The organism is Microbacterium sp. X-17 (genome assembly GCF_039615055.1).
In genome coordinates this window covers 149,942-162,362 of the sequence record NZ_JBDHNI010000008.1, presented here as the reverse complement: position 1 = coordinate 162,362, position 12,421 = coordinate 149,942, and the positions used below count along the sequence as shown (strand labels likewise).

Sequence of the window (12,421 nt, the reverse complement as noted above, 5' to 3'; positions counted from 1 at the left end):
GGAGGCTTCGCCCAGGTGGTGCGCAGGTGGCGAACGCGGGAAGGGGACGGCGGATGCCCGCCGTCCCCTCCCAGTCGTCGCGGTCGCGTCAGCCGGCCACCGGCGTCAGCGTCCAGAAGTGGTCCGCCGTGGCCGCGTCGGACGCGGTGGTGGAGGTCCCGCTCGCCGTCCCGACGACCAGCGTGCCGGTGCGGCCGTGGCCGGAGGAGTCGGCGATCGTGGTGCCGCCGGCCTCGTCGAAGGCGTAGTGCGCCACGTCCCCGCTGCCCGCCGTCCCGGAGGCGAGGGTCGCGACCTCCGCTGCGCTGAGCGCCCGCGAGTAGATGTTGAAATCGTCCACCTTCGCGTCGAGCGCCGGGTCGTTGTACTGCGACTTGCCGATCCAGTCGTTCGGCGTCGTGCCCATCGCGGCGGGGTGCACCGTCATGTTCGCGTTGGTGCCGACGACCTGGCCGTTCACGTACATGGTCCCGGTCGTCCCCGACAGAGTGACCGTCACCAGCGACCACTGGCCGACCGGCAGCACGCTCGTGGCGTTGATCCGCTGCTCGGCGTTCGGGCCTCCCGTGGTGATGGCGAAGCGGAGGCCGGTGCCCGAGTTCACGGTCAGGAACATGTTCGTGCCGGGGCCGTTGCCGAAGTCGAACACGCGCGACCAGGTGGTGTTCGCCGACGGGTCCACCCAGGCGGAGACCGTGTAGTCCCCCGTTAGCCCGCTGGCGATGCCGGCCGGCAGCGACACGTACGACGCGGTGTGGCAGAAGTCGAGCGCGGTCCCGATCCGGCCGGGTGCGCGCGGACCGTCGACCGCACAGGTCGGGGCGCCGTCGGTCCACTGGACCACGGAGGCTCCCGGCGCCGTGCTCATCGAGGAGACCGCGAGGACGAGCCCGCTGCCCGCGTTGGCGAGCTTGACGCGGCCGTCCGCTGCCGGGATGACCTGCCAGAGCTGGTCGTCGCCTCCGGTGTCCGCGCCGACGACGACCTGCGCGCCGTTCGCCGTGGAGGCCGACTGCACGCCGAGCACCGCGTGGGTGGCGCCGTTGACGACCTTGTAGAGGCCGGCGCCGCTGGAGACGAGCTTCCACAGCTGGCTCGCGCCACCGGTGGCCGCCGCCTGGTCGGCCGTCGTGCCGGCGGTGTCGAGCGCGAGGCCGCTGTTGCCGTTGGTGAGCGTGTACTGGCCGTTGAGGTTCGTGACGGTGTTCGGCCGGGTGATGACGAGGTGATACCCGTACGCGGCGTTCATGGCGACCGGCACGGTGATCGAGCCGTCCGAGCCGACGTGGTACAGCGTGTTCGAGATGGTGATCGGCGCGGCCGTCGGGGTGGTGCGCCCGTAGGACGGCGTGTACTCCAGCTTGACGCCGACGGCGTTGCCGAACTTCAGCGCGTTCAGCCCGTCGACGTGGATGGCCGTCGCGCCGCTGCCACCGCCCGCGATGACATCCACCTCGGTCTTGTCCGCGGTGACGGAGGCCGCGCCGTCGAGGCCCGAGGACGCGGGCGGGGTGGTGGTGACCATGCTCCCGCTCATGTCCCCGTACCACTTGTAGAGCCAGTACGAGCCGTTCGGCGACCCGCCGGTGTCGGTGAGCGTGTCGCCGAGCGTGCCGTAGTGGTTCCAGAAGGCGAGTTCGGCGTTGTCCACGCCGTAGCGCTCGAACTTGGCGATGTAGCCGACCAGCGGTCCCGGCACGCCGATCTCGGACGGGGTCGCGTACTCCTCGATGGCGATCGGTCGCGGGGTGATCCCGAGGCTCTTCTCGATCGCCTCGACCTTCGCGATGTCGCCCTGGATGTGCGACGAGCTCTCCAGCTCGTGCCACGCGAGGATGTCGGGCACCGTGTTCGTGGCGACGGCGTTGGCGAGGAAGCTCTGCATCCCGCTGATGTTGTCCGAATAGCTCGGGCCTTGGATCGGGGTGGTGGCGTCGAGGGAGCGGACCTCGCGATAGGTGCGGGTCCACGCGTCGTTGAAGGATCCGGCCTTGGCGGTGTCCCAGGTCCAGTCGGGCTCGTTCCAGAGCGCGTAGGCGGAGATGTTCGTCGCGCCGGAGGCCTGGACGGCCTTCACCTGCGTGTCGACCGCGCTGAGCCAGTCGCTCCAGCTCACCCACTTGTACGGGAAGTCCGGGTACCAGTCGGACATGCGGACCACGACCTTGGCGCCGGCCGCGGCCGCCTCCGGTGCGACGACGAGGGCGTCGCCCGCGGGGGCAGGCTCCCCGTTGGGAAGCTGGTGGCCGCCGGGCGCCATCTGGACGAACGTGTTGGGCTTGATCGCCTGCACCAGGGAGTCCGACGGTACCGTGCTGCTCGCCAGGCCGTACAGCGAGCCGGTGGCCACGTGGGTCACCGGGCGGAACGGCTGGTCGGCGTGGACGTCGAGGGTGGAGGCCGCGCCGGGGAGCGCGACGGCGGGGGCGGCTGCCAGGGCGGCGCCGGATGCTCCCAGGGCGAACGCGGCGAGCGTGGCCGTCAGGGCGGTCGGCGACCACCTCCTGCGGGATTTCGTGCGTGACGTCATCTTGTGTTCTCCGTTGATCCGATGAAGTGAGCGGTTATTCGAACCGGTTCGATGACTCCGCGTCGGCTGCGAGTGCCGGATTGGGGGAGTGAATCGGACGAATGGCCGTGGCCAGCACCGTAACAGCGCGTTTTCGCGAGGTCAAGGGCCGAAGCGAACCGGTTCGACAATTCCACCCCACTACATCCCGATTCGTGCCGAATCGTGCGAATGCCGGGGTGAGAGCCGCGATTCGTGCCGAATGCGCGTGCGAGAATCGTGGTCGACCCGGCGAAGGAGGCTCGAGTGGCAACGATCGGCGACGTCGCCAGGGCCGCGGGCGTCTCGCGGAGCACGGTGTCGTACGCGCTCTCCGGCAAGCGCGTCATCTCCGAGGAGACGCGGCTGCGCATCGAGGAGGCCATCCAGGCGCTGGGCTTCACGCCCAACGCCGGCGCCCGCGCGCTCGCCACCTCGCACACGAACGTGCTCGGGCTGTACCTGCAGTTCCAGGAGGACGAGTTCGCGCCTGCGATGCTGCAGTACGTCCTCCCGGTGTCGACGACGGCGCGCGCCGAGGGCTACGACCTCCTGATGGTCACCGACACCGACCTGGTCGGCGCGATCCGCCGGACGACCTCCTCGCACATGGTCGACGGCGTCGTGCTCCTCGATGTCACCTACGACGATGTCCGGCTGGAGCCGTTGCGGGAGGCCGCGCAGCCCGCCGTCCTCATCGGCTACGCCCGGGATTCCGCGGGTTTCGACTCCTTCGACCTCGACTTCGGCGAGGCGGCGCGGATGGCCGTCGACCACCTCGCGGAGCGCGGGCACCGCGAGCTGCTGCTGGTCACGCCGCCCGGCCACGTGGCGGAACGCGGCGGCTCCTACGTGTGGCGCTTCCGGGATGCCGCCCTCGAGCGGGCCGCCCGGTACGGCCTGCGGCTGAGCGTCCACGCCGGCGACTCGCGTCATCCCGGGATCGCCGAGGAGCTGGACCGCGCGTTCGCCGCGCACCCCGATGCCACGGCGCTGATCGTGCACAACGACGCGACCATCGCGGCGCTGCCGCGGTACCTCGGCGACCGCGGCATCCGCGTGCCGGACGACCTGTCGGTGGTCGGCGTCTTCTCGCAGGAGTTCGGGCAGGCCTTCTCGCTGCCGTACACGGCGGTGGAGTCGCTGCCCGACCGGCTCGGCGAGCTCGCGGTCGCGCAGCTCGTCCGGCGCATCGCGGACCCGGCGACCGCCGGCGCGCCGATCGTGCGTCTCATCGAGCCCGGATTCACCGACCGGGCGAGCACCCGCACGCTGTAGGGATCGCGGCGCCGGGCCGCCATTTTCGGGTGTTCTCCACCTAGCGAACCGCTTCGACTTGAAATGCAGCCCAACGCGCGCTACAGTCATCGAACCGGTTCGACAACGATCGCTCGAACCCGACTCGACGGCGAAGGAGGCAGCAACGTGGCAGTCACCATCTCGGATGTCGCCCGCCACGCGGGCGTCTCCCCGAGCACCGTCTCGTACGCGATCTCCGGCAAGCGCACGATCTCGCCCTCCACCCGCGAGCGGATCGACGCGGCGATCGCCCACCTCGGCTTCACCGCCAACGCAGGGGCCAGGGCCCTCGCCACCTCGCAGACGATGGTGATCGGCCTGCTCACGCAGTTCCACCAGGACGAGTTCGCGCCCGCCATGCTCCAGTACGTGCTCCCGGTCTCGGACACCGCCCGCGAGCTCGGCTACGACATCCTGCTCGTCACCGAGACCGACGCCACCGCGGCCCTGAACCGCGTGACCCGGACCGGCATGGTCGACGGCGTCGTGCTTCTCGACGTCATCCACGAGGACCCGCGGCTGGAGACCATGCGCGCGGCCCCCCAGCCCGGCGCGCTCGTCGGCCTGCCGAAGCACACGGAGGGGCTCGACGTCTTCGACCTGGACTTCGGGGAGTCGGCGCGCATGCTGGTCGACCACCTCTACGGGCTCGGGCACCGGGAGATCGTGGTCGTCTCGCCCCCGAAGCACGTCTTCGAGCGCGGGGGAGCGTACGGCTGGAGGTTCCGGGACGCCGCCCTCGAGCGGGGCGCCAGGTACGGCCTCCAGATGCACCCGTACTACGGCGAGAGCCAGCAGCCGGCGATCGGCCACAGCATCAACGCGATCCTCGACGCCCGCCCGACGGCGACGGCGCTGATCGTGCACAACGACGCCACCATCGCGGCACTGCCTGCGGTGCTGGCGGCGCGCGGAACCCGCGTGCCGATGGACCTGTCCGTCGTCAGCCTCTACTCGAAGGACTTCGGCCGAGCCTTCTCCCTGCCGTACACGGCGGTGGAGAGCTCGCCCGATCAGCTGGGCCAGCAGGCGGTCCGGCAACTGGTTCGGCGGATCACGAACCCGGAGCTCGCGGGAGCCCCGGTCACCCGATTCGTCGCGCCCGAACTGACGAACCGCGGAAGCACCAGATAACCCGACTCGAAACGCAGCGCATCCCGATACCCCCAGCGCTTCCCGGTCCCCACCGAACAACTGCACATCATTCAAGGAGGAATACTGTGATCGCCACCAAGCGAACGCGCATCATCGGCGCCGCCATGCTCGCGGCCACCATCATCGGCGGAGTCTCCGCCTGCTCCGGCGGCTCGGGCTCCGGCTCGTCCAGCAGCGCGGGCGGCAGCTACACGTTCTGGGACCCGTACCCCCAGTTCGACGCCTCCGCCGCCTGGACCAAGCTGGTCGAGCAGTGCGGCACCCAGGCCGGGGTCACCGTCAAGCGCACCGGCTACGACACGAGCGCGCTGACCAACAAGGCGCTCCTCGCCGGACAACAGGGCAGCTCGCCCGACCTGCTCCTGGTCGACAACCCCGTCGTCTCCACTCTCGCCGACGCCGGGATCCTGACCAGCACGGCCGAGAACAAGCTGGACACCTCGGCCATCCAGAAGAACATCATCGGCGCGGGCCAGATCGACGGGAAGACCTACGGCGTCCCGATCGGCGCGAACACCCTGGCGCTGTACTACAACAAGAAGGTCCTCGCCGCGGCCGGGGTCGACATCTCGACCGTGAAGGACTGGGCGAGCCTGACCGACGCGCTCGCCAAGGTGACCGCAGCAGGCAAGAAGGGCATCACCTTCTCCGCGATCGGCACGGAGGAGGGCAGCTTCCAGTTCCTGCCGTGGTTCTGGGGCTCGGGCGCCAACCTCAAGCAGCTCGACTCGTCGAAGGCGCAGCAGGCGCTCAGCCTCTGGACCGACTGGGTGAAGAAGGGCTACGCGCCCAACTCGGTGATCAACAACACCCAGACCACGTCCTGGCAGGAGTTCGCCACCGGTGACTACGCGTTCGGCGAGAACGGCACCTGGCAGCTCGGCAACGTGAAGGCGGCCGGCATCGACTACGGCATCCTCAACATCCCGGGCATCGACGGCGGCTCGGCCCCCGCGCCGACCGGCGGCGAGTTCATGACGATTCCGGTGCAGAAGGACACATCGCGCTACGCCACGTCGAAGAAGATCGCCGAGTGCCTGACCAGCACCAAGAGCTTCGTGAACACCGACAACACCCTCTCCTACATCGCCCCGACCGCGGCGGCGCAGCAGGAGCAGGTGGCCGGGAACGCCGAGCTCAAGCCGTGGGTGGACGCCGTCGCCGCCGCGAAGGGCCGCACCAGCGACAACCTCGGCACCAAGTACCCGAAGATCTCGCAGCAGCTCTGGGGTGCGGTGCAGAACGCGCTCTCGGGTTCGCAGACCCCGCAGGCGGCGCTCCAGGCCGCACAGACGGCCGCCGCGGCAGCTACGAAGTAACCGCTCTCCCGCAACAGAGGTAAAACCGATGACAACCCTCCAGACAGCGCCGAACGGCTCTGTCCGACCCGACGGCGGGGTGGCGGATGCCGCCACCCCGCCCCGGCGCCGCTCCTCCCGGCGGCGCAGCGGCCAGTGGGCCGCCTGGGCGTTCCTCGTCCCGGTGGTCGTCTACCTGGTCGTGTTCTACGCCTTCCCGCTCTACCGGAACATCGAGCTCAGCGTCCGCGACTACACCGTGCGCTCGTTCGTGATGGGCGACGCCCCGTTCGTCGGGCTGGACAACTACATCAAGGTGTTCCAGAACCCGACCTTCGCGCCGGCGATCATCCACACCGCGCTGTTCACGGTGATCTCGATCGCCTTCCAGTTCTCGATCGGCATGGTGCTGGCGGTTTTCTTCCACCAGAACTTCCGCCTCTCCGGCACACTGCGGGCGCTCTTCCTGGTGCCGTGGCTGCTGCCGCTGATCGTGTCGGCCTCCTCCTGGTCGTGGATGCTGAACAGCGACTCCGGTGTGGTGAACGCCGCGCTGCACGCGTTCGGGATCGCGCCGGTCAACTGGCTGACCTCGCCGGACTGGGCGCTGACCAGCGTGATCATCGCCAACATCTGGATCGGCATCCCGTTCAACCTGGTGATCCTGTACTCCGGGCTGCAGAACATCCCCGCCGACCTGTACGAGGCCGCGTCGCTCGACGGCGCCAACGCCTGGCAGAAGTTCTGGCGGGTGACCTTCCCGCTGCTGAAGCCCGTGTCGGCCATCACGATCCTGCTCGGCCTGATCTACACCCTCAAGGTGTTCGACATCATCTGGATCATGACCCGCGGCGGCCCAGGCACCGCCTCCACCACGCTGTCGACCTGGTCCTACCAGCTGGGCTTCGCCTCCACGCTGCCCGACTTCAGCCCGGCCGCCGCGGTCGGCAACATCCTCATCGTGATCGCGCTGATCTTCGGCCTCATCTACATCCGCACGCAGCGAAAGCAGGACCTCGCATGAACGGCAAACGGCCCTGGTGGAAGACCGCGCTCGGGGTGGTCCTGACCGCGCTGATGCTCTTCCCGGTCTACTGGATGATCAACGTCTCGCTCACGCCCACGAGCCTGATGCGTAAGAGCCCGCCCGACCTGTTCCCGTTCCACGCGACGTTCGAGGGCTACCAGGCCGTGATCAACGACCAGCTGCCGAACCTCGGCACCAGCCTCCTCGTCGGTCTGGGCACCGTGATCCTCACCGTCGCGATCGCCGCGCCGGCAGCGTACTCGCTGGCGAAGCTGCGCCCGCGGGGGAGAGGCGTCCTCAACTTCGTGCTGCTGATCGCGCAGATGATCCCCGGCATCATCATGGCGATGGGGTTCTACGCCATCTACCTCAACCTCGGGATGCTCAACAGCATCGGCGGCCTCATCGTGGCCGACTCGACCCTGGCCGTCCCGTTCGGGGTGCTGATCTTCTCCGCCTTCATGGCCGGCGTCCCGGACGAGTTGCTGAGCGCGGCGAAGATCGACGGCGCCGGAACCTGGAGGACCTTCCGCAGCATCGTGCTGCCGGTCAGCCGCAACTCGATCGTCACCGTGTCGCTGTTCGCGTTCCTCTGGGCATGGTCGGACTTCATCTTCGCCTCGACGCTGAACTCCGGAGGCCCGTTGCAGACGGTGACGCTCGGCATCTACAAGTACATCGGCAACAACAACCAGGAGTGGAACGCGATCATGGCCACCGCGGTCGTGGCCTCCATCCCTGCTGCTGTGCTGCTCGTGATCGCCCAGAAGTACGTCGCCGCCGGGGTCACGGCCGGTGCGGTCAAGGACTGAGATGACACGCGACGATCACGGTCTCGCCTTCGACATCGACGAGATCCCCTTCTCCAGGCGCGGCTCCTGGCTCGACCTGTCCCGGGTCGTCGGTCTGCACACCCGGGCGGAGGACCTCCACCTGGTGTCGCACCAGACCGGGATGCACGCCGTGCTCCGGCTGCAGCCCGAGCACCACGGCCGAGCGATCGAGACGGAGGTGTCGGCCGACCCTGCTGTGCTCGAGTGGGCCGCACCGTCTGGAGCCGTCCGTGCGACCTTCGACGGCCCCGCAGCGATCCGGTTCGCCGGGGACGGGCTGGGGATGCGGTTCTCGGCTGGAGACAGCCTGACTCCGTTCACCGGCGGGTTCCTGTTCACCGATCCCCTCGACGGCGGGGTCGTCCTCACGAGCTACGAGACCGGCCGCCGCTACCGCTTCACGGTGCTCTCCGGGGAGGCACGGGTCATCGGCGACGGCGACCTCGGTGAGGGGGAGCGCGCCGTCGTGTTCGCCGACGACCACCCGTGGGAGGTGGTCGTCGAGGAGTTCGAGACCGCGCGCCCGCCGTACCGCTCCGAGCACACGTTCGACCGGCTCGTCGCGCGGTCGGCGGCCGAGTTCGCCGCGTACTCCGCTGCGCTGGCGCCGTCGTCCTGCGCCGGCGAGACGGCAGCGAAGGCGGCCTACGTGCTCTGGTCGGCGACCGTGCGGCCATCGGGCTTCGTCGGCCGCGAGGCGATCCTGATGTCCAAGCACTGGATGGACAAGGTGTGGAGCTGGGACCACTGCTTCAACGCGCTGGCCCTCGCCGGCACGGACCCGGACGCCGCGCTGGACCAGTTCCTCCTGCCGTTCGACCACCAGGACGCCTCGGGCGCCCTCCCGGACTCCATCACGCACTCCGAAGTCCTCTACAACTTCGTCAAGCCGCCGATCCACGGCTGGGCGTTCCGCGAGCTGGAGGCGCGCGCGGCGCGTCCGTTCACGCCCGCGGAGCTGGCCGCGGTGTACGAGCGGCTCGCCGCGTGGACGCGGTTCTGGCTCGACTCCCGTCGGGCGCCGGCGCACGCCCTCCCGTACTACCAGCACGGCAACGACAGCGGCTGGGACAACTCGACCACCTTCGACGCCGATCGCGTCATCGAGGCGCCGGACCTCGCGGCGTTCCTGATCCTGCAGCTCGACGTGCTCGCCGGGCTGGCCGACCGGCTCGGGGAGGCGTCAGCGCCCTGGAGCGAGGCCCGCGACGACCTCGCGCACGCTCTGCACGACGAGCTGTGGACGGGCGACCGGTTCGTCGCGCGCGCCGTCGACTCGGGCCGGCCGAGCAGCACCTCCAGCCTCCTGAACGCCCTGCCGATCGTCCTCGGCGAGCAGCTCCCGGCGGAGGTCGCCGAGCGGCTGGCCACCAGGATCGCGGACCACCTGACCGAGTGGGGTCCGGCGACCGAGCCGGTGGACTCGCCGCGATACGAGTCCGACGGCTACTGGCGCGGCCCGATCTGGGCGCCCTCCACCGTGCTCATCGAGTCCGGCCTGCGCCGGGCCGGGTTCGAGGAGCTGGCCGACCGGGTCAGCGCCGCCTTCCGGGCGGTCTGCGAGCGGTCCGGCTTCGCCGAGAACTTCGACGCGGTGACCGGCGACGGCCTCCGCGACCGTGCCTACACCTGGACCGCCAGCGCCTACCTCGTCCTGCTCGCGGACGCGCGGGTGCGCGACACCGCCCGCCTTCTGACCATCGGAGAACAATGACCGACACCCTGCCGAAGCCCGCCGCCCCCGTCGCCACCACGATCGGCGGACCCGTCGCCCCGTCGCGCTCCCGGTTGCGCCCGCTGAGCCTGGCGGAGGCCCGCGTCGTCGGAGGCTTCTGGGGCGAGCGTCAGGAGCTGAACGCGTCGGCGATCATCGGCCACTGCGAGACATGGATGGAGCGCATCGGCTGGATCGGCAACTTCGACCGGGCGGCCGAGGGGACGGTTGCCGCCGAGCACGCGGGCATCGAGTTCGTCGATTCGGAGGTCTACAAGCTGCTCGAGGCGATGGCCTGGGAGCTCGGCCGCGCCGGCGATCCCGCGCTGGACGAGCGCTACCGGTCGCTCGTCGCCCGGGTGGCCGCCGCGCAGGAGCCGGACGGCTACCTCCACACCTCCTTCGGCCGCGACGGCCAGCGCGCCCGCTACTCCGACCTGGAGTGGGGGCATGAGCTCTACTGCTTCGGTCATCTGATGCAGGCGGCGGTCGCCCGCGTCCGGACGGGGCACGACGACCTCCTCGTCGAGGTCGCCCGACGGCTCGCCGACCACGTCTACCGCGAGTTCGGGCCCGGCGGGCGGAACGCGATCTGCGGTCACCCGGAGATCGAGCCGGCGCTGGTGGAGCTCGGCCGTGCGCTGGACGAGCCGCGCTACGTGGAGCTCGCGGAGCTGTTCCTCGCCCGGCGCGGCAGGCGCACCCTCGCGACGACGCTCTTCCAGAGCAGCGAGTACTTCCTGGACGACCAGCCGGTGCGGGAGGCGGAGGTGCTGCGCGGGCACGCCGTGCGCGCGGTCTACCTCGCGTCCGGCGCTGTCGACCTCGCGGCCGAGCGCGACGACGCCGACCTGCTGGCGGCGGTCGAGACGCAGTGGGCCAACACGGTCGCCAAGCGCACCTACCTCACCGGCGGCATCGGCTCCCACCACCAGAACGAGGAGTTCGGCCACGACTTCGAGCTGCCGGACGACCGCGCCTACGCCGAGACGTGCGCCGCGATCGGCTCGGTGATGCTGAGCTGGCGCCTGCTGCTGCAGACCGGCGAGGCGAAGTACGCCGACCTGATCGAGCGCACGCTGCTCAACGCCGTGCTGGTGTCCCCGCGCGAGGACGGCCGCGCCTTCTACTACTCGAACACCCTCCATCAGCGGGTGCTGGGGGTGGAGACGCGGGACGACGAGCTCAGCGAGCGTGCGGAGGCCAGTCTCCGGGCGCCGTGGTTCGAGGTCTCGTGCTGCCCGACGAATGTCGCCAGGACGCTGGCGAGTGTCGCCGCGTACTTCGTCACGGCGGACGCCGACGGGGTGCAGGTGCACCAGTACGCGGACCTCGACGTGGACACGACCCTCGCGTCGGGCGTCCGGGTGGCGTTCGAGCTGCGCACCGGGTACCCGTTCGACGGCGGCGTGGCCGTGACGATGCTCAGCGAGGGGATGTTCAGCCTGCGGCTGCGCGTTCCGGCCTGGGCCGAGGGCGCGCACCGGGCGACGATCGACGGGGAGCCGGTCGGGGTGGTCGACGGTTACTTCACCGTCGCGCGCAGCTTCCGGCGCGGGGACGTGATCCGGGTGGACTTCGACCTCGCGCCCCGCGTCGTCGCGGCGCACCCCCGGATCGACGCGGTTCGCGGGGCGGTCGCCGTCGAGCGCGGCCCCCTGGTGCTCGCGCTGGAGTCCGTCGACCTCCCCGCGGGAGTGGACTTCGACAGCGTGCGGGTCGATCCGGCGCTCGCGCCCGAGACGACGCCGGACGGGGCGAGCGTGCGGCTGCGGGTGTCCGGCGGCGGCGACGCGGGGGCGTGGCCGTATGCCGAGGTCGGATCCCGGGCCGCCCCGGACGCGGAGCAGCAGGTCGTGGAGGCGCGCCTCCGCCCCTACTTCGCGTGGGCGAACCGCGGCCCGAGCCTGATGCGCGTGTGGATCCCCACCGCCGAGTGAGACCGCCCGGTCGCCGGCCGACGTCATCGGTGCCGGCGGCCGGGCTTCCCGGGTATGCCGCCAACGTGCGCGATCCCGAGGCGCTGGTGAAGGCGCTCGACCTCGCCGCGCAGGAGCTCGGCCCGATCGAGGTGCTCAGCTACAATCCGCTCCCGGCGAAGGACTTCCTGCGGCCGGTGCTGGAGTCGACCGTGTACGACATCCAAGCCGCATTCGAGTTCTCGGTGCTCGGGCCGGTCGCGGCGGTGCACCAGGTGCTTCAGGGGATGCGCGTCCTCGGCCGCGGCACGATCCTCTTCGTCAACGGCGGCAGCGCCGTTCAGCCGGTGCAGCACTTCGCCGGGACGTCGATCGCGTTCGCGGGCGAGACGGCGTATGCGGAGATACTCGACCAGGCGCTGCGGGACACGGACATCCACGTCGCGCAGCTCATCATCCCGGGCGGGATCATCCGGGGCGACGGTCAGAAGGACCCGGAGGTCCTGGCCGAGCTGCTCTGGAAGATGCACTCCGATCGCGACCGGTTCCGCACGTTCGCCACCGAGCTCGAGGTGCAACCGTACTGAGCCCCGGCTCCATGTTTCGCCATTGCCTTAATTAAGCACCC

9 protein-coding genes are annotated in these 12,421 nt (G+C 70.2%); 8 read left to right on the top strand and 1 reads right to left on the bottom strand.

Annotation, left to right across the window (positions count from 1 at the left end):
* Nucleotides 1-88 precede the first annotated feature (88 nt).
* Nucleotides 89-2,530: a LamG-like jellyroll fold domain-containing protein gene (locus tag ABCS02_RS31675; protein ID WP_345839701.1), complete on the bottom strand. Its 2,442-nt coding sequence runs from the start codon at nucleotides 2,528-2,530 to the stop codon at nucleotides 89-91.
* A 285-nt stretch (nucleotides 2,531-2,815) separates the two neighbouring features.
* Here ABCS02_RS31675 and ABCS02_RS31670 point away from each other — a divergent pair, with 285 nt between their 5' ends.
* The 8 genes from ABCS02_RS31670 to ABCS02_RS31635 all read left to right on the top strand — a co-directional run bounded on the left by ABCS02_RS31670 (nucleotide 2,816) and on the right by ABCS02_RS31635 (nucleotide 12,380).
* Nucleotides 2,816-3,826 (top strand): LacI family DNA-binding transcriptional regulator, encoded by a 1,011-nt coding sequence (locus tag ABCS02_RS31670; protein WP_345839700.1) that lies wholly within the window; start codon nucleotides 2,816-2,818, stop codon nucleotides 3,824-3,826.
* A 147-nt stretch (nucleotides 3,827-3,973) separates the two neighbouring features.
* Nucleotides 3,974-4,981 (top strand): LacI family DNA-binding transcriptional regulator, encoded by a 1,008-nt coding sequence (locus ABCS02_RS31665; RefSeq protein ID WP_345839699.1) that lies wholly within the window; start codon nucleotides 3,974-3,976, stop codon nucleotides 4,979-4,981.
* Nucleotides 4,982-5,067: 86 nt separating this feature from the next.
* Nucleotides 5,068-6,321 carry an extracellular solute-binding protein gene (locus ABCS02_RS31660; RefSeq protein ID WP_345839698.1) on the top strand — a complete coding sequence of 418 codons (1,254 nt, stop codon included), beginning with the start codon at nucleotides 5,068-5,070 and terminating at the stop codon, nucleotides 6,319-6,321.
* A 28-nt stretch (nucleotides 6,322-6,349) separates the two neighbouring features.
* The gene (locus tag ABCS02_RS31655) at nucleotides 6,350-7,324 is read left to right on the top strand and encodes a sugar ABC transporter permease (protein ID WP_345839697.1); all 975 of its coding nucleotides are present in this window, start codon (nucleotides 6,350-6,352) and stop codon (nucleotides 7,322-7,324) included.
* Nucleotides 7,321-8,139 (top strand): carbohydrate ABC transporter permease, encoded by an 819-nt coding sequence (locus ABCS02_RS31650; protein WP_345839696.1) that lies wholly within the window; start codon nucleotides 7,321-7,323, stop codon nucleotides 8,137-8,139. Before ABCS02_RS31655 ends, ABCS02_RS31650 begins: the two co-directional genes overlap by 4 nt.
* A 1-nt stretch (nucleotide 8,140) precedes the next feature.
* A complete protein-coding gene (locus ABCS02_RS31645) occupies nucleotides 8,141-9,874 on the top strand; it encodes a glycogen debranching protein (protein ID WP_345839695.1) in 1,734 nt (577 codons plus the stop codon).
* Nucleotides 9,871-11,814, top strand: a complete 1,944-nt coding sequence (locus ABCS02_RS31640; RefSeq protein WP_345839694.1) for a beta-L-arabinofuranosidase domain-containing protein — start codon at nucleotides 9,871-9,873, stop codon at nucleotides 11,812-11,814. Before ABCS02_RS31645 ends, ABCS02_RS31640 begins: the two co-directional genes overlap by 4 nt.
* Before the next feature lie 65 nt (nucleotides 11,815-11,879).
* A complete protein-coding gene (locus ABCS02_RS31635; protein ID WP_345839693.1) occupies nucleotides 11,880-12,380 on the top strand; it encodes an SDR family NAD(P)-dependent oxidoreductase in 501 nt (166 codons plus the stop codon).
* The last annotated feature ends 41 nt before the right edge of the window (nucleotides 12,381-12,421 follow it).

Coding starts and splice junctions, on each gene's coding strand:
- ABCS02_RS31645 (WP_345839695.1), top strand. CDS start 8,141: ATGACACGCGACGATCACGGTCTCGCCTTCGACATCGACGAGATCCCC.
- ABCS02_RS31655 (WP_345839697.1), top strand. CDS start 6,350: ATGACAACCCTCCAGACAGCGCCGAACGGCTCTGTCCGACCCGACGGC.
- ABCS02_RS31675 (WP_345839701.1), bottom strand. CDS start 2,530: ATGACGTCACGCACGAAATCCCGCAGGAGGTGGTCGCCGACCGCCCTG.
- ABCS02_RS31640 (WP_345839694.1), top strand. CDS start 9,871: ATGACCGACACCCTGCCGAAGCCCGCCGCCCCCGTCGCCACCACGATC.
- ABCS02_RS31650 (WP_345839696.1), top strand. CDS start 7,321: ATGAACGGCAAACGGCCCTGGTGGAAGACCGCGCTCGGGGTGGTCCTG.